Raw genomic sequence first — 16,868 nt, forward strand, 5'->3', positions numbered from 1 at the left:
CCCAATGACGCGGAGCTTAGTGTTTAAACAGTAGAACTCAGCTAGTTCCCGCCAAGGCAGTGGGCCAGTTCCAGTTCAATGTGTTCATGCCGAAATTCATGTCCAGTATCCAACAGCTTCTGCGGGACTACCCGCTGGTCCGCCAAGGCCAACAACTGGGTACCTTCCGTACCGAGCAGCAGCTTCGGCGCTGCCGCGGGCACAGGAATGATGGCTGGACGGCGCACTGCTTTGGCCAGAGCCTTGGTGAATTCGATATTGTTCACCGGGTGAGGTGCCACAGCATTTACCGGACCATCAAGCTGCGTGTCCCACAAAGCCCGGTGGTAAATATCTACTAGATCGTCAAGACCGATCCACGACAGGCATTGGGTACCAGTACCTAGTCGGCCGCCGAGTCCGGCGGTGAAGATTGGCCGAAGCACCGCAAGCATGCCACCGCGGGGGCTGAGCACAATACCTGTACGGATTTGCACTCGGCGCATCGAGGATACTCCGGCACCGGCTGCTTGTTCCCAGCGCTGAACAACGTCGGCTAAAAAATCTGAGCCAACGGGTTGCGGGATCGACTTTTCATCAACCGGGGCGGGCCCACTCTTTGCACCATATATTCCCACGGCAGAGGCGCTGACGAACGTTGACACGTTTGCTCGGGCAGCAAGTTCGGCCAGGGCCTGTGTCGGCTCAATACGACTGGATTCAATCGCCTGACGGTGTTTGTCGCTAAACCTGCCAAAGATGCTAGCTCCAGCGAGGTGAATCACCGCGTCGCACCCGTCAAGCAAGTCATCCGCCGGCGCCATCGAATCCCAACGTCGCTCATTGGCAGACTTCGGGGTGCCGCGCACTAGCTTGATTACGCGATGCCCGCCGGTGGATAAGAACGCACACAATGCTTCCCCGACCATTCCGCTTGAACCGGTCACCGCGATGGTCAATGGCTTCAGCCCTGCGGCGGCGGCTCGCTGGTGGGCGGCAAAGTCTGCGCCGAGCTGACGATGACGATAGGCAAGCATGCGCGCAGTCTGGCGGGCAGGAAGATTCGAATTGATACGGTCGATAACCGTCGTCGCATCTCCGTCGGCAGGTTCGAAGAGGTGCTCATGCTTCCAGTTCACCGCCCGTGTGGCGATGGCTCGCAAACCTTGCGGTTCTACTTCGTCGACAAATTTTCGTTCTGGAATATAACCATCTGGCTGGTGCTGGGCGAACCAACGCAGACCGCCTGGCAATCCCAGCACCGCCGTTCCGTCACGTAACGACTCGGCTTCGGCTACTACCTTCAGCGGAAGCCAGGGCGGCAGGAGTCTGCGAATTGCTCCGGGGCGAGAAAACCACGCAAAAACCTCGGCAGGGGGTGCTTGAATTTCGCTTGAACGCTGGTGTGTCATGGGGCAATACTACGTCGGACCGGGCGCCTGTCTTGCCCCCAAATTTTCTCTATCGTGCATTCATTGACATCTAGATTCAGGCATACCAAGCCGGAAGATAGTCGAAAGGTGCATCCTCGCCGACTCGTCCGTCGATAGCCTCACGCAGTAAGTCCGCATGTCCGGTATGCCGGCCATATTCCTCGATCAGATCACAGATCACCCGACGTACACTGGCGTGCCTGCCTTCAAACTCCAATGCCGACGGTGCATCGAGTCCCCCGGCAGCGACCACTCCGGCTTGTATTCTCCGACTTTTAGCGACCATGGTGTCGTAGCGCTGGTAAAGCGCCGAGGGGTCATCTTTTGGGTTTACCGCAAACTGGTCACGTCCTTCCGCGGTGAGTTCAAGAAGAACCTCTGGACGTTCACGAGCGATGAAGTAAGTGAACTTTTCATCCTCAACGGCCGCAAGATGTTGCAGTAATCCGCCAAGGCTCAACTCACTGCTGGGTAGCCTGAACATCAACTGCTTAATGTCCAGACCGTCGGCCTTATATCTGAAAGTGACTCGCAACCGGTCAAGCATGCCAAGCAGGTGCACTTGCTCGGTTCCACCCATTGGCGGTTCCCACGGGGGAAAGTTTTCCATGTTGCACTCCTTTATCCGAGATGTGAGTTGACGTACCAAACTGGTTTCGTCAGCTAATGAACTGAATAATTAGAAGTATGCTCCCGACCGGAACCACATTGGAAGCCCCGCAGTGGCTAGCACGCGCCGCCGCGCATGAAGAACGCGCGCGGACCTTTGGCGAACCATTTGTGCAACGGCGAATGACCGGAGCAAAACATCCCATCGAAGATTTTCTCTTCACCTATTACACGCAGAAGCCGGGCCAGCTTTACCGTTGGCACCCCGGAATTGGTGTGGCCTTACTCGGCGAAGAAGCTCAAGAACGTGCCGATTGGAAATTTTATCGCGCGGTACAAACACCTGACGGACCTGGCCTAGAACTTGATATACAGAAGTTCTCCGAGTCGCGAACACGTGTCACCGAATTTGCTCGCATCCTGTTGCGCAATACCGCACAGCGGCCAGCGAACTTTTCCTGTTTTGGATTACATGAGTGGGCAATGGCCTACAAATCTGAGCTCAACGGTATCCGTCATGAATACTTGCCATTACGCTTGGGCGCCAGCGGAACCGATCAGGTGGTTGAAAACCATAAGATTCGCTGCACCCACTTTGATGCGTTCAGGTTTTACACCCCTCAAGCGGTGCCGCTCAACGAATTGCAGCCAACGCGGGACACACAGGTGGACCTTGAACAGCCCGGATGCCTTCATGGAAATATGGACCTCTATAAATGGGCCTATAAGTTGAGCCCTGCGGTACCGACCGATTTAGTCATGGACTGCTTTGAGCTTGCATGGGACATTCGTACCATGGACATGCAAGCTTCCCCCTATGATTTGGCCAAGTGGGGTCATGCTCCCATCCGGATCGAAACTCCCGAGGGCAAGGCGCAGTACGTGAGGTTGCAAAAAGAGTTTGCACAGCGTGCGGATGTGCTTCGTTCCAAACTATTGCAGGTAGCACTTAGCCTGCCAATTGCCCCAAAACACTAGCAAACTCCCATGTTGGCCGAGCACAATGAGCTTATGGGACGACTCAAAGATCAGCTCAGCACCTCTGCTTTAGCGTGTCTAACACCGCTTTTGGCCGGGCTGTTGCTCGCCGGTTGTGCGACGTCGAATCCCCAATCGGCTTCCGCTCCCGCTAGCACATCAGCGGATCTAAAGATCAGCATTAGTTTTGATGGTAAATCTGTGGACAACGAATATCATCTTCAGTGCCGTGGCGCCCGAGCGACCGAATCCAGCACACTTCCGAACGCCAATGATGCCTGCGAATTACTGGTGAAAAATCCCGAATTACTCACCAGCAAACCCTCCGCACAACAAACTTGCACCGAAATCTATGGTGGACCGGTCACCGCGAAAGTTAAAGGAGAAATTGGGGATCAGCCTGTCCAAGCAAACTTTGACCGACACAATGGTTGCGCCATCAGCATCTGGGATTCGCTGGCTCCGTTGCTAGGCGAAGGACTGCGGTAACGAGTTATTTTTCCTCGCAAATACCTTGAGTTATAGATGCCGCGACTAGAATAGGAAGACTATGGAGTTCTTCCTGCTGATCATTGCGCTGTTATTCGCCACTATATTGATTGTCGGACTGGGTGAACGCATCAAGCTGCCCTATCCGATTTTGATGTTGATCGTGGCGACCTTGGCAGGGTTCTTGCCGTTCATCCCCGAACTGCATATAGAACCGGAATTGATCCTCCCAATTTTCCTGCCCCCATTGCTCTTCGCCACAGCGCAACGAAGCTCTTGGTCGGTGTTCCGGCTGCGCTGGAAAGCACTGATCCGACTGGCAGTGGTGTTAATCGTGGTGACTGCCGGTGCAGTCGCGGCTACCTCGCTCGTCTTCGCACCGTTCCTTTCTATTCCTTTAGCTATCGCTCTCGGAGCGATCGTGGCACCACCTGACCCGGTCTCCGTTGATGCCATCGCAACCAAGGTGAAGATGCCACGCAGGCTCACCTCATTATTGGAAACTGAGGGTCTCTTTAACGACGCGATGGCTATCGTGCTCTTCCAGCTTGCGGTCACCGCAATGCTAAACGGCACCGAGGTTGGATTTAATCTTGTCCCAAGCTTCTTGATCGGTGCAGCACTTGCCATACTCGTGGGCTTCATCATGGCCTGGATCGTCGGTGCATTGAACCGCTTCGTGCCTAACCTTGCAGCACGTTGTGCCGCAACCTTGGTGGCACCCTACGCGGTGTACATGCTGGCTGAAGAAATCCATGCCTCGGGCGTGGTCGCCGTCGTAGTTTTGGCCCTAGAACTTGGGCGGCGCGACCGCCCACAGGACTCCCAGGAGCGTCTAACTCGACGCGCGTTCTGGGAAGTACTCGAAATGTTAGCCACCGGTCTGGCCTTCGGAATGATGGGTTTGGAAATGAACTCGGTCATCCAAGAAGAAGGCAGCAACCTAATCCGTTTCATCCCCGGCGTCGCGGCGATCTGTGTGGTGGTGATTTTGGTGCGCACGCTATGGATGTTCGGGACCTATCACTTGCCAAATACCTTGCGGGGAATGAACAAAGTCTCCGCGGCAAAAGACTCCTTGGTGCTCACGTGGTGTGGCATGCGCGGTTTGGCGACGCTGGCGCTAGCCTTGGCGTTGCCGAAGGTCACCGCGGATGGCACACCTATCGAGGGAAGAAACTTCGTAGTCGTCGCAGCGTGCACGGTGTTGCTAGCGACCCTGGTGGTTCCCGGTTTAACGCTTCCGGTACTGATGCGCGTGCTCAAATTGCGGGACAATGACCAAGCGACCAAAAAGGCACGCCGGGCGTTGGCCCGACGTGCCGAAGATGTAGCGGTAAAGACGTTGAAGACAAATATGGATTTGCATGATCTACCGGAAAACTACCGACATGTAGTCACCCGACGCATGCACGATCTACACAACATCCTGCTGTCGGATCCTGATACCCACGATGCGATCACCGATGAGAAGTACACACAGTTGCGCGCGGTAATCACCAAGGCAGACGCGATCCAGTCCACCGCGCTAGCAGCAGCTCGTGATGAGCTGCTTCAGGCCAGGCGTGAACCGGGCGTCGATCCACACATGGTTGACGAGATCATGCTGCGCATTGATAGGCGCACCGCGACCTTGGATCGCTAAATCGGCGTCTAGCTCGCGATGCGTTCCAGACGAACAATGACCTCATAGTGATTTGTCTGTGGGAACATATCCATCACCCGCGCTTGTTTGGCGCTAAAGCCATCAAGGCGCTCCAAGTCGCGAGCCAGAGAATTAGTGTTGCAACTGGAATACACCAGATGTTGCACGCTGGAAGCATTCAGCCATTGAGCCAGCTCAGCAGAGATGCCGCGGCGCGGAGGGTTAAGTACTACGGCGTCCGGCGCTTGCTCTGCAGCTAATGCGAACTCGGTGGCGTCCATGGCTGTAAAGGTCGTATTTTCTTGACCCAGTTCTTCGGCCGCAAGATTAGCCGCCGCAACCGACTCGGTACTGGTTTCAATTCCTTGAACCCGACGATCGCCTTCGGCACAGTGCAGCGCAAAACCACCGACACCGCAATATAGATCCCAAACGCTGGCCGGGTTCGCGTCGTTAATCCACTGTCGCGCCTGACGGTACAACGCCGCGGCGATTTCGGTATTTGTTTGGAAGAAGCCCTGTGGGCGTAGGTGCATCGGCACCCCATTAAGACCGAATTCCAGGGTAGTGCGACGAGTGAGGATAATTTCTTCCTCGCCTTCCAATACGGCTTTGTGCTCGGGCAGGAAGTTCACCGAGACAACGCTATACCGTGGCAGCAGCTCCAAAAACTGCGGTAATGAATCACGCAGCGCAACAAAATGTTTTTTAGTGCGTAGTACCCAACGCACCATCACAGCACCGGTATCTGACAGCGTGAGAATGACGTGTTTGAGCTCGCCCTTACGCTTCGGCACGCTGTAAGGAATCATTTTCAGTTCCTTGATGAAGCGCTCGATCACGGGGAACAGCGCGCGCAACTCGGGGGCGCATACCCCGCAGTTACGTAGGTCAACGCCGTGTCCATCGGCGTCGAGAATACCGATGGTGGGATTGTCGGTAGTTCCGGAGATCACCATTTTCGCCTTGTTGCGGAATCCTGATTCCGAGCTGGCCTGTGGCGGCAAAAATTGTAGATCGGGGAACTGCGCCAGCGAGGTGGCGCAGTGATCGACTTTGGCTTGGAGCTGATCAGCGTATGGCACCGTCATTTGCGTGCAGGAGTGGCAACGGTCGGCGGAGAAGTAAAGGCATTCCATGGTGTCTTCGATTTTACCGAAGTTCTCTGAACGTTCGGCACAAAGCAATTTCGACGGTTATTGACCGCAAATCTTCAGCTTTCCCCGATATGCTCACTAGCAGATCGATATTAGGTATGAACTACGGTGACTACCCAGAAACTTCCGATTTTCGAAAGGAAAGATGGCACTTCGACACGGGCATTCCACTCAAATGCGTGGTTACGCATTACTAGCGCTCCCCTTGGCAGCCGTAATCGGAGCATGCACGAGTTGCTCTTCCTCAGTTCCTCAAGCTGCGCCCGTCCCGTCGACTGCCTCTTCCAGCGCTCCAGCAAGCCTGCCGGTTCAAAGCCCAGCTGCAGCGCCTTCTGCCACTCAACCTAAAAAAGCCACAGCTTCTAGTGCCCCAGCCAGCGCGGCAACTAAGACTGTCACCAACAACCGGTCTAAGCCAACAACATCACCGACAACCTCCGCTACGCAGGGAGACGTGACCCCGCTGTCCAGCGCCGCGGCCTCCGGTTCTGGTTCGGCTAGCTTCAAGCAACTTCCCGGAAGCACTCCAGCACTTTCGGCTTCTACCACTGCTCTTTATGCGGCGGTTGCCGACCGGAATCCGAAGGCCGCACGCAAGGCCTTAAAAGCCGGCGCCGAGCTGGAAGCACAGGATTCACGGGGGAACACTCCGCTGATGCGTGCGGTACTCAATCGCGATCAGAAGGTCGCAAAGACCTTGATAAACGCTGGTGCCCTACCTGATGCAAAAAATTCTTCCCAAGATTCACCCTTCTTAAAGGCCAGTGCTTTGGGCTTAGAAGAAGTTCTGCGTTCGGCTCTGTCCCACGGAGCGAATGTGAACAGTGTGGACCGCCTCGGCAGTACCGCCCTCTTCTTAGCTAGTGAAGAAGGCCAGGTCGAGTCGGTACGGATCTTGTTACAGCATGACGTTCCATTGGACAAGGTTAATGACCTTGGCTGGAGCGCGTTGCATGTGGCTATCGCCTTGGGGCAAGGATCAAATAGTTCGCTGTCAATCGTCCGTTTGCTCTTAGCAGCCGGAGCCAATCCACACCTGAGCGACCCGTCGGGGTCCAACGCATTTGATTTGGCAGAGAAGCGTAATCTCACCCAGATGCTGTCAACTCTTCGCACTTCAAGCAAGTAGCCTCCAGCGCGTTATAGGGCATCGACGTAAAACCAAGCACCATTTTCGCGCACGAATGAGCTCACTTCACGTTGGCTAGCTTGTCCACGTCCATGGGCGTAATGCGCCTCAAAGTCCACGACCCCTCGTGTAGCGTCCGGACCTCCAGCTCGGGTTTGATGAATTTCCAAGCCCAACCAGCGCATACCGGCATCTAGTTCAAGTTCCTTAGGACGTGTGGTTTCGTGCCAGGTATCAAGTAAATACTGCGTTTTCCCCAGCACAAAGGCGCTATAGCGTGAGCGCATTAATTCTTGGGCGGTCTGTGGCAGATTTTCTCCGTTGGCACGCCCGTCATGAAAACGTTGGCAGCAGTCTAAATATCTGCGCTGTTCGGCGTCGAGCTCACGGCAGGGACAACGGGTTTCCTTGGAGTTTTGCACGTATTTAGTTTACTTGGGAGCTACGGTGGCCCGGCCCACGAGCCGAAGATCACATGACTTATAACGGGCTAGAACTGTGCTTATACACACCTATGCGTTTTACCTCTCGCTTACCCGGTAGACTGATTAAGCAAGCTCGCGGAGCGCCAAATCCCCCTGGTGTGAGACGGCATCTCCGTGTGGCATTTAACTTAACCTCGCCAACAGGAGATATGCCGGATGCCCCGCATCGTTGTAGATGTCATGCTCAAGCCAGAAATCCTTGACCCTCAGGGCAAGGCCATCGCGGGAGCACTTCCCCGCTTAGGCTTCACCTCCTTCGAAGCTGTCCGCCAGGGCAAGCGTTTCGAACTCTTTGTCGATGGCGAGGTGACCGACGAAGTTCTCGCCCAGGCGCGCGAAGCTGCAGAAACTCTGCTTTCTAACCCGGTTATCGAAGACGTTGTCAACGTCGAGGTCGTCGCAGACTAATGAGCACCGAACTTCCTTTAATTGGCGACTACTCAACGCCAACTACGCAACTGTCTGGTGCACGCATCGGTGTGGTGACCTTCCCGGGCACCCTCGATGACCGTGACGCCGCTCGTGCGGTTCGCGCTGCCGGTGCCGAAGCGGTGTCCTTGTGGCACGCCGACACCGATTTGCAGGATGTCGACGCCGTGGTGATCCCCGGCGGATTCTCCTATGGCGATTACCTGCGCGCCGGAGCGATCTCCCGCTTCGCACCCATGATGGACAAGATTGTTGATGCCGCAAATTCGGAGGCGAAGCTTCCGGTTCTGGGTATCTGCAATGGTTTCCAGATCCTCACCGAGTCGCATCTGCTACCCGGTTCGATGATTAAAAATGATCACCTGAAGTTCCTCTGCCGTGACCAGCTGTTGCGCGTTGAGAACAATCAGACCGCCTGGACCAACGGCTACGAAGCCGGCCAGGAGATCACCATCGTGCTGAAGAACCAGGACGGCCAGTACGTGGCTGACGAGAAGACCCTGGACATGCTCGAAGCCGAAAACCGCGTGGCATTTAGCTACGTGGGCTGGAACCCTAACGGCTCGCGCCGTTCGATCGCCGGCATCAGCAACGAAGCGGGCAACGTGGTCGGCCTGATGCCGCACCCAGAGCACGCCATCGAAGCCGGTTTCGGTCCAGATCACCGTGGTACCGACGGGCTGACGTTCTTCACCAGTGTTTTGACCCACCTTGTTGGAGGCAAAAAATGAGCCTAGAAGCCACCAAAGAATTTAACATCGACACCGTCGAGAACGCCGCAGCTACCCCAAAGGTGGAACTGCCTTGGACCGAGCTTGGCCTGAAGGACAATGAGTTTGCCGAGATCGTCAAGATCTTGGGACGCCGTCCAACGGCGGCGGAACTGGCCATGTATTCGGTGATGTGGTCCGAGCACTGCTCGTATAAGTCCACCAAGAACCACCTGCGCCAGTTTGGCCAGAAAGTCACCCCGGAGATGAAGAAGGACCTGATGGTCGGCATGGGCGAAAACGCCGGTGTCACCAACTTGGGCGATGGCTGGGCCGTCACCTTCAAGATCGAATCGCACAACTCCCCTTCGTTTGTTGAGCCGCACCAGGGTGCTGCTACCGGCATCGGCGGTATCGTGCGCGACATCATCTCCATGGGCGCACGCCCCATTGCAGTGATGGATCCATTGCGTTTCGGCGCAATTGACCACCCGGATTCCCAGCGTGTGGTGCACGGCGTGGTTTCCGGTATCGGTAGCTACGGCAACTCACTGGGTCTGCCGAACATCGGCGGCGAAACTGTCTTCGACCCTATTTACCAGGGCAACCCACTGGTGAACGCACTAGCCGTAGGCGCACTGCGCCACGAAGATCTACGCCTGGCTAACGCCTCCGGCGTGGGCAACAAGGTCGTGCTCTTCGGTGCACGCACCGGTGGCGATGGCATTGGTGGCGCCTCGGTGCTGGCTTCGGAATCATTTGATGACACCAAGCCATCCAAGCGCCCAGCGGTACAGGTTGGCGACCCGTTTGCCGAGAAGGTACTCATCGAGTGCTGCCTGGAACTGTTCAAGGCTTCGCTGGTTGAAGGTATCCAGGATCTGGGCGCCGCAGGCATCTCCTGCGCCACCAGTGAATTGGCAGCCAACGGCGACGGCGGCATGAACGTCGAACTGACCAGCGTCCTACTGCGCGATCCAACCCTGACCCCAGGCGAAATCCTGATGTCAGAGTCCCAGGAACGCATGATGGCTGTGGTGACCCCGGATAACGTCAAGGCTTTTGAAGCCGTGATGGATAAGTACGCCGTGGAATACTCCTGGCTAGGCGAGGTCACCGACGATAACCGTCTGACCATCACCTGGAACGGTGAGGTCATCGTAGACGTTGACCCAAGCACCGTGGCAGTAGACGGTCCGGAATATGACCGCCCCTACGCACGCCCACAGTGGCAGGACGCGCTGCAGGCCGACACCTTCAAGGCTTCGGATGCCGGCAAGAACTTGCCAGCTTCCGGGGATGAGATCAAGGCTGCGGTGCTTGAACTCATCGCTAGCCCGAACATGTGCGACAAATCGTGGATTACCCGCCAGTATGACCGTTACGTCGGCGGTAACACCGCGTTGTCTTCCCCGGATGATGCTGGCGTTGTCCGTATCGATGAGGAAACCGGCCTAGGCGTAGCCATCGCTACCGATGCTAACGGCCGCTACACCTACCTGGACCCTTACCTAGGGGCCCAGCTGGCGTTGGCCGAGTCCTACCGTAACGTCGCTACCTCCGGTGCGATCCCGATTGCCGTCTCCGACTGCCTGAACTATGGATCCCCCGAGGATCCTGATGTGATGTGGCAGCTGGCAGAAGGTATCCGCGGACTGTCCGATGCCTGCCAGGTGCTCGGCGTTCCGGTCACCGGCGGTAACGTGTCCCTGTACAACCAGACCGGCACCACTGCGATCCACCCAACCCCGGTGGTTGCGACTCTGGGCAAGCTTGATGACGTAGCACGTCGCACCCCTTCGGGCTGGCGCGAGGATGCAGACGGACAGGCAATCTACCTTATTGGTAAGACCTTCGATGAGCTAGACGGGTCGGAGTTCGCCAACCTGCGTGGGCACCTGGGCGGTCTGCCTCCGAAGGTTGACCTGGAAGTTGAGAAGGAACTCGGTGAGATCCTGATCAACGCCAGCCGCGACGGCATGATCGACGCGGCGCACGACCTGTCTGAAGGTGGCCTTGCAGCTGCCTTGTCAGAAATGGTTCTGCGCTACGGCGTCGGCGCCCGTGTGGCCTTGGATGACATCAAGAAGCGTGACGGACTGGATTCCTTCACCACCTTGTTCTCCGAGTCACAGTCACGTGCAGTGGTTGCAGTTCCACGCAGCGAAGAAGTTCGATTCAACGACATGACCAGCGCCCGCGGAGTTACCGTGGCACGTTTAGGTATCGTCGATGCGCAGTCAAAGTCTCTTGAAGTACAAGGTGAATTCACCGTGTCTGTCGAGGACCTACGCGAAGCGCACGAAGGCACCATGGTCAAGTACTTTGGCTAAGCCATAGTTACTGCTCTGAAACGGTGGTCTTCCTCAATTTGAGGAAGACCACCGTTTTTTGCATACCGGTCATTTGGAACTGAGCGCCTCTTCAATTTTCTCGCCCTCCACCAAGATTTCGGCTTCCCCGGTACCCGCTGCGGTCATCGCCGTGTATTTGAGCTGTTCGACAATACGCGGATCATCACAAGTACCACTTGAACTGACGGTACCGTTTAGCTGGACCGTCACCACATCACCGTCCACCATGGACGACACGTATTCGAGGTCCGAGGCGGTCAATGCATTGCGTAGACCAGAACTTCCAAGCTCCTCGGAATCGTTCGCAAGCAGTGCCGCTACCGACGCCTCGACCTGGTTAGTGAATTCTTTCGGCCCGGTTTCGGTAGCAACTATCGAGTCACCACAGCCAATTTCGGGTCCTGATTTACCTGCGTCGCCTACCGCTACGTAAAACAGCGTCAGGCTGGCACTCGTCGCCGACGTCGAGCTTCTCGCACCGGCTGGGGCAGAACTGACGGGAGCTGGGGAATCTTGTAACGGAGTTGAGCTCTGGGTAGCGGCTGGAGGCGCAGAGCTTTCGGTCATGCCTTCACCATCGTTTGCGCTGCAACCGGCAGCAAGGAAAAGTATTCCGAGCCCGAACGCTATGGGCAGTTGAGAAATCCGTTGAGGTCGCATGGTTTCCTCCTCAGGAGCCTGCACGAACAGTGCTTCAACTGTAACGACGCGCGTTGGGGTCATACCAGCACGGCTGGATTGCAGTTTGACGCCTTTGCGGCCACCTCTTTCTAACGGGCGCGCACCTAACTGTTGTCGGAAACCACCACGACATTTGGTCTCGTAAAACAGGTCAATGGTGCTCCCCCGCGAAGACGTAGATTCCAATGACAACTAATTAATGCAAAATGGTTCGGGGTGGCAGATANNTATCTGCCACCCCGAACCATATTCTAGGTTCTTCTGAAGTGAGAAGCGCGAAGCTAGTTCTCACGAAACGGGAGGTTAGTGTCCCTCGCGTTCCTTATGCGATGAGGATTTCTTGGCGTCATGGGCCGCGCGCAGATCCTCGGAGTCATGCTGCTCAGCGGCCTTTTCCTGATGAATGGCTTCGGCAAAAAGCTTCTCCATCTCTTTCGCCACACCACCGGCCGACGCAGGGTTTTGACCTGTGACTAGGCGCTCGTCGACAACAACTTTTTCTTCAAAGTTCTCGGCTGCCTCATGAGTCGCGCCCTGCTCAACGAGCTTGTCCTGCAAGAGGAATGGAACGATCTTCTCTTTACCAACAGCTACTTCTTCGTCATTCGTGAATGCTGCGACGGTGCGCCCCTCGACGAGCCGCAGACCGTTCTTCAGTTCCACGTTGACCAGTCCTGCTGGACCATGGCAAACGGCTCCAACCAGTCCACCTGAGTCGTAGATGCTGCCCACTAGCTTCTGCAGCCCTTCGTTGTCTGGGAAGTCCCACATGGTGCCGTGCCCACCGACGAGATACACACCGTCGTACTGTTCCGGATCGACAACGTCGATTCGGGCGGTGTTATACAAACCTGCCCGCGTAGTCTCGTCCTGCGTGAAAGCCACCTGGATTGGATCATCTTTATCGACGGTATCTTGTGGCGGCTGACCTCCCTTGATGGAAGCAAAGTCAACAAAATGCCCGGAATCTTTGAAGACTTTCCATGGGTGCGCAGCCTCGGCCACGTTGTACCCGGTCTTCTCTCCGGTCTCTTCAATTTCGGAAACGCTAGTTAGAACCATGAGAATTTTTTTCACGGAATGCTCCTTTCGCCCTTTTTACAGCCTAGGCACGTGATCTCATTCTGGCTAGCAATCTCAGCGACCTTTCAGCCGGGACTCAGCAAAACCATCATGCTTGTTCTACTTTTCCTAAGGTGGCCAAAGTTCAAGATTTGACGCTATCGGTTCGCATAACCGTAGACATCAAGAGCCATGGGCTTGTCAGCTTGCGTGACGTGACGGACACTCAAGGAAAGAGCATTGTCGGAAAATATAAGCAGCGGGGGCACCGGTCATGTCTAAACACCATAAACATAGTAGGTACGGTCCTCAGCTCGTCGTCGAGGCGCCAGAACATTTCACCTTGCAGGTGCTGAACCAGGCAGAAAAATCTGGTGCCAAAGTTGGGGCTAAAATTGCCAAGCGGGCGCTGAAAAATGCTCGCGGTAGCGGTGCCGAACTCAACGCCCTGCAAACCGATGAGCTACTCCTTGCCGCACAACAAGCAGGAGCCGCTGCTGCGATAGCCGCGGCACGTCGCGTTTTGGGAAAATCCCTGCGCTCAAAGGAACCGATTCCCCAAGTTATCGATATCGGCGATACATCTCTTCGGTCTGAGCGGGAAAGAACGCCGTCTACTAACAACGGATTCGGCCAGCATGTGCTCGTCGTTAAACGTGTTGAAAATCTAAGCCCAGAAATGATTCGCGTTATCGCTGGCGCCAAACAACTTGCTGGATACCGACCGAATGGCAAAGCAGACCAGTACGTCAAGGTTTTCTTTGCCGATCCGGCACTTGCCCTCAACGCACCGTACGACCTCAAAACCTTGCGCCGCTCACTGCCGCGCGAACAGGTTCCTTGCACCCGTTCTTATACGATCCGATGGATCGATCAGGAGGCAGAGGAACTAGCCATCGACTTCGTATTGCACGGTGATGGTGGTCCTGGCAGCGCATGGGCCGCGACTGCTAAGCCAGGAGATCCATTGGTCATCTCTGAATCGCGCGGGAAATTTAGTCTAAGCGGCAGGGTCGATAACTACGTGTTCGCCGCAGACGAGGCCGGGATACCAGCAGTCTCTGTGGCCATGGGGATGCTCCGAAGCGATGCCAAGGGTGTTGCACTTCTTGAAGTTGATGGTCCGGAGAGTGAATTTGATATTGACCATCCGTCGGGAATTGAGTTGCGCTGGGTACATCGTAATGGGCTCCATCCTGGAACCAGTGACGTGCTCGTTAATGCCTTCTCCTTGCTCGCGCCGCCTAACACCAGCACTAGCGTGATGGTGCATGCCGAGCGCTCCACAGCAAAGACAATTTCGCATATGGCCAACAGATGGGAGCTTAACAAGCGAGACGTTCATGTCTCCTCCTACTGGACCTTGCGAACTAAGCGTCCAAGAACCCAACCGCAGTAGTTTCGGGTACGCAGCTCACCCACGAACACTGCGGGCTATCCGTGAAGATGGATTTCATACCGGCCTCGGACGCTTGGTTCTGGGTCGATATTTACACGTAGCGACTCAGCCGTTGTCTTTAGTTCAAAACTCTTTTTGACCGTGGATAGCGGCTGTTCGCAAAGGAGTGACGTCGTCATGAGCCGTTTGTCGTCAGCGAAAGCCGAGATTTCAACTTGACCTTCACCCGAGCAAGCTAACAAGACCCCATAGGTTCCTGGTTTATGTTCACCCGATAATTCGAGGGCATCCCCCATGGCCCCGTATTCGGTATCGACGGTAAAATACCCTGCGTTGCTGAGGCCCATCGTGACCCCATCATTATCCAGCGACTCATCGTCAATCAGATCAACCTCCCTGACCGCGTTAAACACCTCTTCCAGAGGAACCTTCGGTTCTACATAGGTGCCTGTCTCGATTGCAACCTGCTCCTCTTCCCAGGCACTGAGCTGTTGTTCATGTCGTATCTGGAGCTCTTCTAAGCCTGCTTGCTTCTCCAGCACGGAGGCTGGAGTGCCGGTACAAGCGGTCAAGGCCATCATCGATGCAACCAATACAGATAGCATTCTTCTCAACGGTATCGCTCCTCAATTAGCCACCCTGACCTCGCTCTAGAAAAGATTATTTCATCGGATGAAGTTAAACAATAGGAGTCAGAATGCTTGATTCGCATTACGACGCTCAATCTGGTGCGAAGTTTGAATTGCGCACGCGCTAACGGAGCCATCTCACAATGCCACACGCCTTCGAATGCGTCTTTTCGTCGGTTGCTCAAAATATAGTGCAAAGGGTGGAGCGTATCTCCACGAAATTTAATTTGAGCAGGAGAACCACCCGAGCATGCGCTTGTTGCGTCGCACTTTATCTATTGCATTACTTGCCAGCACCCTCGCATTGGGTGGTTGCGCTTCGCTGGGATCCATCGAATTTTCTGATTTTCAGGCCGAAAGCACTACGCCAGTTACAGCTCCCACGCTGGGCAATCCGGAAGAATTCACGACTTCGCTCAAACAATTAGAGACCATCAGGATTAAAGGTCGCGCCCCAAAAACAGGCTACACGCGTGACCAGTTCGGCAAGGGATGGAAGGATCCGGACCGAAACGGCTGCGACGCCCGCAATGATGTCTTGGCACGCGATCTGGTAAATGTAGTGTTCAAGCAGGCCCGGGTGAACTGCGTAGTTCTCAGTGGTGTTTTCCACGATCCTTATACCGGAGAATCAATCGATTTTCAGCGCGGTCAGACAACCAGCTCGAAGGTTCAAATCGATCACGTAGTCGCACTATCGGACGCCTGGCAAAAGGGAGCTCAAAAATGGGATCCGCAGACTCGGCTCGAATTCGCGAATGACCCGCTGAATCTAATGGCCTCGGATGGTTCTGCCAATGCTTCCAAGGGTGACAAGGACGCGGCAACGTGGCTACCGCCGAACAAACAGTTCCGTTGCGCCTACGTTTCGCGGCAGACGCAGGTCAAAGCAAAGTACGATGCTTGGGTGACTAACGCGGAGCATGCGGCGATCAGCACGATCCTAAAATCTTGCCTCTAAGCCGCACTCGGAGGTAGGCATCCTACAAAAGGATGAGGGCAATAGGTCAAAGTTGCACCAAAAGTTTTATATTCAAAGCAGACAAACTGTGGCAGAATTCTATTAGTCCAGCGTTTCGCGTATGCACTTGGGCGCGACCGATGATTTTCTACAGAAACTGGTGCACCATGAAGACACGACTGCTCGGCTCATCAATCTTGGCCGTCAGCGTCTGCGTCTTCCTGCTCGCTTTGAACATTGGGCAACGTGAAATTGCGACGACCTGCTGGGTAACGTCCTCATTGATGTTCATCGCTGCAGCAATGATCCTAGTGACCGGCACCCTTGACCGCTCAAACGTCACCGCCGGCGATCCACATCGCCAATAGGTTTAACAGACTAGATTTTCTTCACGATCGAAGACTTCAATTCCATTGATCCAAAACCATCAACTTTGGCAAAAATATCGTGGTCTCCGCTACCTGGCGTGAGTCGGATATTGCGAACCTTAGTTCCAGATTTTAGTGCACTCTGCGCGCCTTTGACCTTCATGGTCTTCACGATGGTGACCGAATCGCCGTCCTGCAAAACATTACCAACGGCATCTTTAATCTCAGCGCTTGCTTCATCGCTCGATTGATCGGCTGTGGGAGCCGCATTCCATTCGTGGGCACATTCAGGGCAAACCAACAACGTGTCCATGGCGTAGGTGTATTCGCTGGCGCATTCTGGGCACGGCGGCAAAGTTTCACTCATGGGC

General features: G+C 55.3%; 18 protein-coding genes. 10 read left to right on the forward strand and 8 right to left on the reverse strand.

Annotation, left to right across the window (positions count from 1 at the left end):
* Window positions 1-41 precede the first annotated feature (41 nt).
* Both CIK74_RS10800 and CIK74_RS10805 read right to left on the reverse strand, forming a co-directional pair.
* Window positions 42-1,391: a TIGR01777 family oxidoreductase gene (locus CIK74_RS10800; protein WP_096256222.1), complete on the reverse strand. Its 1,350-nt coding sequence runs from the start codon at window positions 1,389-1,391 to the stop codon at window positions 42-44.
* A gap of 76 nt (window positions 1,392-1,467) precedes the next feature.
* Window positions 1,468-2,022: a DinB family protein gene (locus CIK74_RS10805; RefSeq protein ID WP_096256223.1), complete on the reverse strand. Its 555-nt coding sequence runs from the start codon at window positions 2,020-2,022 to the stop codon at window positions 1,468-1,470.
* Between the two features lie 77 nt (window positions 2,023-2,099).
* Between CIK74_RS10805 and CIK74_RS10810 the strand changes: the two genes are divergently transcribed.
* From CIK74_RS10810 to CIK74_RS10820, 3 genes are all read left to right on the forward strand, one after another.
* Complete coding sequence (locus CIK74_RS10810; RefSeq protein ID WP_096256224.1) at window positions 2,100-2,999, forward strand: 3-methyladenine DNA glycosylase; 900 nt, start codon at window positions 2,100-2,102, stop codon at window positions 2,997-2,999.
* Between the two features lie 201 nt (window positions 3,000-3,200).
* The gene (locus CIK74_RS18530) at window positions 3,201-3,488 is read left to right on the forward strand and encodes a hypothetical protein (protein ID WP_141392930.1); all 288 of its coding nucleotides are present in this window, start codon (window positions 3,201-3,203) and stop codon (window positions 3,486-3,488) included.
* A gap of 61 nt (window positions 3,489-3,549) precedes the next feature.
* The gene (locus CIK74_RS10820) at window positions 3,550-5,133 is read left to right on the forward strand and encodes a sodium:proton antiporter (RefSeq protein ID WP_096256226.1); all 1,584 of its coding nucleotides are present in this window, start codon (window positions 3,550-3,552) and stop codon (window positions 5,131-5,133) included.
* Window positions 5,134-5,141: 8 nt separating this feature from the next.
* On the opposite strand, the gene CIK74_RS10825 is transcribed toward CIK74_RS10820, so the two are convergent.
* Complete coding sequence (locus tag CIK74_RS10825; protein WP_096256304.1) at window positions 5,142-6,272, reverse strand: methyltransferase domain-containing protein; 1,131 nt, start codon at window positions 6,270-6,272, stop codon at window positions 5,142-5,144.
* 472 nt (window positions 6,273-6,744) lie between these two features.
* Here CIK74_RS10825 and CIK74_RS10830 point away from each other — a divergent pair, with 472 nt between their 5' ends.
* Entirely contained in the window at window positions 6,745-7,419 is a 675-nt protein-coding gene (locus CIK74_RS10830; RefSeq protein WP_170947848.1) for an ankyrin repeat domain-containing protein, read from the forward strand.
* Window positions 7,420-7,430: 11 nt separating this feature from the next.
* On the opposite strand, the gene CIK74_RS10835 is transcribed toward CIK74_RS10830, so the two are convergent.
* Window positions 7,431-7,841 carry a YchJ family metal-binding protein gene (locus CIK74_RS10835; RefSeq protein WP_096256228.1) on the reverse strand — a complete coding sequence of 137 codons (411 nt, stop codon included), beginning with the start codon at window positions 7,839-7,841 and terminating at the stop codon, window positions 7,431-7,433.
* A gap of 219 nt (window positions 7,842-8,060) precedes the next feature.
* On the opposite strand from CIK74_RS10835, the gene purS reads away from it, so the two are divergent.
* The 3 genes from purS to purL are packed head-to-tail and all read left to right on the forward strand — an operon-like array spanning window position 8,061 to window position 11,376.
* The gene (gene purS, locus CIK74_RS10840; RefSeq protein ID WP_096256229.1) at window positions 8,061-8,312 is read left to right on the forward strand and encodes a phosphoribosylformylglycinamidine synthase subunit PurS; all 252 of its coding nucleotides are present in this window, start codon (window positions 8,061-8,063) and stop codon (window positions 8,310-8,312) included.
* Complete coding sequence (gene purQ, locus CIK74_RS10845; RefSeq protein WP_096256230.1) at window positions 8,312-9,064, forward strand: phosphoribosylformylglycinamidine synthase subunit PurQ; 753 nt, start codon at window positions 8,312-8,314, stop codon at window positions 9,062-9,064. The genes purS and purQ overlap by 1 nt, the downstream gene beginning before the upstream one ends.
* Entirely contained in the window at window positions 9,061-11,376 is a 2,316-nt protein-coding gene (purL, locus tag CIK74_RS10850; protein ID WP_096256231.1) for a phosphoribosylformylglycinamidine synthase subunit PurL, read from the forward strand. The genes purQ and purL overlap by 4 nt, the downstream gene beginning before the upstream one ends.
* Window positions 11,377-11,445: 69 nt before the next feature.
* On the opposite strand, the gene CIK74_RS10855 is transcribed toward purL, so the two are convergent.
* Together CIK74_RS10855 and CIK74_RS10860 are read right to left on the reverse strand one after the other, a co-directional pair.
* Window positions 11,446-12,057, reverse strand: coding sequence for a GerMN domain-containing protein (locus CIK74_RS10855; RefSeq protein WP_240520528.1), 612 nt, complete (start codon window positions 12,055-12,057; stop codon window positions 11,446-11,448).
* A 324-nt stretch (window positions 12,058-12,381) separates the two neighbouring features.
* Window positions 12,382-13,155 (reverse strand): type 1 glutamine amidotransferase domain-containing protein, encoded by a 774-nt coding sequence (locus CIK74_RS10860; protein ID WP_096256232.1) that lies wholly within the window; start codon window positions 13,153-13,155, stop codon window positions 12,382-12,384.
* A 259-nt stretch (window positions 13,156-13,414) separates the two neighbouring features.
* Between CIK74_RS10860 and CIK74_RS10865 the strand changes: the two genes are divergently transcribed.
* Window positions 13,415-14,539 carry a siderophore-interacting protein gene (locus CIK74_RS10865; protein WP_096256233.1) on the forward strand — a complete coding sequence of 375 codons (1,125 nt, stop codon included), beginning with the start codon at window positions 13,415-13,417 and terminating at the stop codon, window positions 14,537-14,539.
* 35 nt (window positions 14,540-14,574) lie between these two features.
* Here the strand turns inward: CIK74_RS10865 and CIK74_RS10870 are convergent, their stop codons facing one another.
* Entirely contained in the window at window positions 14,575-15,144 is a 570-nt protein-coding gene (locus tag CIK74_RS10870; RefSeq protein ID WP_096256234.1) for a hypothetical protein, read from the reverse strand.
* Between the two features lie 274 nt (window positions 15,145-15,418).
* Here CIK74_RS10870 and CIK74_RS10875 point away from each other — a divergent pair, with 274 nt between their 5' ends.
* Together CIK74_RS10875 and CIK74_RS10880 are read left to right on the forward strand one after the other, a co-directional pair.
* Window positions 15,419-16,129 carry an HNH endonuclease family protein gene (locus CIK74_RS10875; protein WP_096256235.1) on the forward strand — a complete coding sequence of 237 codons (711 nt, stop codon included), beginning with the start codon at window positions 15,419-15,421 and terminating at the stop codon, window positions 16,127-16,129.
* A gap of 167 nt (window positions 16,130-16,296) precedes the next feature.
* Window positions 16,297-16,497: a hypothetical protein gene (locus tag CIK74_RS10880; RefSeq protein ID WP_096256236.1), complete on the forward strand. Its 201-nt coding sequence runs from the start codon at window positions 16,297-16,299 to the stop codon at window positions 16,495-16,497.
* 10 nt (window positions 16,498-16,507) lie between these two features.
* Here CIK74_RS10880 and CIK74_RS10885 read toward each other — a convergent pair whose 3' ends face one another.
* Window positions 16,508-16,864, reverse strand: coding sequence for a zinc ribbon domain-containing protein YjdM (locus CIK74_RS10885; protein ID WP_096256237.1), 357 nt, complete (start codon window positions 16,862-16,864; stop codon window positions 16,508-16,510).
* Window positions 16,865-16,868 lie beyond the last annotated feature (4 nt).

It is taken from the genome of Glutamicibacter sp. BW77 (assembly GCF_002332285.1).
GTDB classification, from domain to species: Bacteria; Actinomycetota; Actinomycetes; order Actinomycetales; family Micrococcaceae; genus Glutamicibacter; species Glutamicibacter bergerei.

Bases quoted from the DNA above. Each gene is read 5' to 3' on its own strand.
- CIK74_RS10800 (WP_096256222.1), bottom strand. From the start codon at position 1,391: ATGACACACCAGCGTTCAAGCGAAATTCAAGCACCCCCTGCCGAGGTT.
- CIK74_RS10805 (WP_096256223.1), bottom strand. From the start codon at position 2,022: ATGGAAAACTTTCCCCCGTGGGAACCGCCAATGGGTGGAACCGAGCAA.
- CIK74_RS10810 (WP_096256224.1), top strand. From the start codon at position 2,100: ATGCTCCCGACCGGAACCACATTGGAAGCCCCGCAGTGGCTAGCACGC.
- CIK74_RS10820 (WP_096256226.1), top strand. From the start codon at position 3,550: ATGGAGTTCTTCCTGCTGATCATTGCGCTGTTATTCGCCACTATATTG.
- CIK74_RS10825 (WP_096256304.1), bottom strand. From the start codon at position 6,272: ATGGAATGCCTTTACTTCTCCGCCGACCGTTGCCACTCCTGCACGCAA.
- purS (WP_096256229.1), top strand. From the start codon at position 8,061: ATGCCCCGCATCGTTGTAGATGTCATGCTCAAGCCAGAAATCCTTGAC.
- purQ (WP_096256230.1), top strand. From the start codon at position 8,312: ATGAGCACCGAACTTCCTTTAATTGGCGACTACTCAACGCCAACTACG.
- purL (WP_096256231.1), top strand. From the start codon at position 9,061: ATGAGCCTAGAAGCCACCAAAGAATTTAACATCGACACCGTCGAGAAC.
- CIK74_RS10855 (WP_240520528.1), bottom strand. From the start codon at position 12,057: ATGCGACCTCAACGGATTTCTCAACTGCCCATAGCGTTCGGGCTCGGA.
- CIK74_RS10865 (WP_096256233.1), top strand. From the start codon at position 13,415: ATGTCTAAACACCATAAACATAGTAGGTACGGTCCTCAGCTCGTCGTC.
- CIK74_RS10870 (WP_096256234.1), bottom strand. From the start codon at position 15,144: ATGCTATCTGTATTGGTTGCATCGATGATGGCCTTGACCGCTTGTACC.
- CIK74_RS10875 (WP_096256235.1), top strand. From the start codon at position 15,419: ATGCGCTTGTTGCGTCGCACTTTATCTATTGCATTACTTGCCAGCACC.
- CIK74_RS10880 (WP_096256236.1), top strand. From the start codon at position 16,297: ATGAAGACACGACTGCTCGGCTCATCAATCTTGGCCGTCAGCGTCTGC.
- CIK74_RS10885 (WP_096256237.1), bottom strand. From the start codon at position 16,864: ATGAGTGAAACTTTGCCGCCGTGCCCAGAATGCGCCAGCGAATACACC.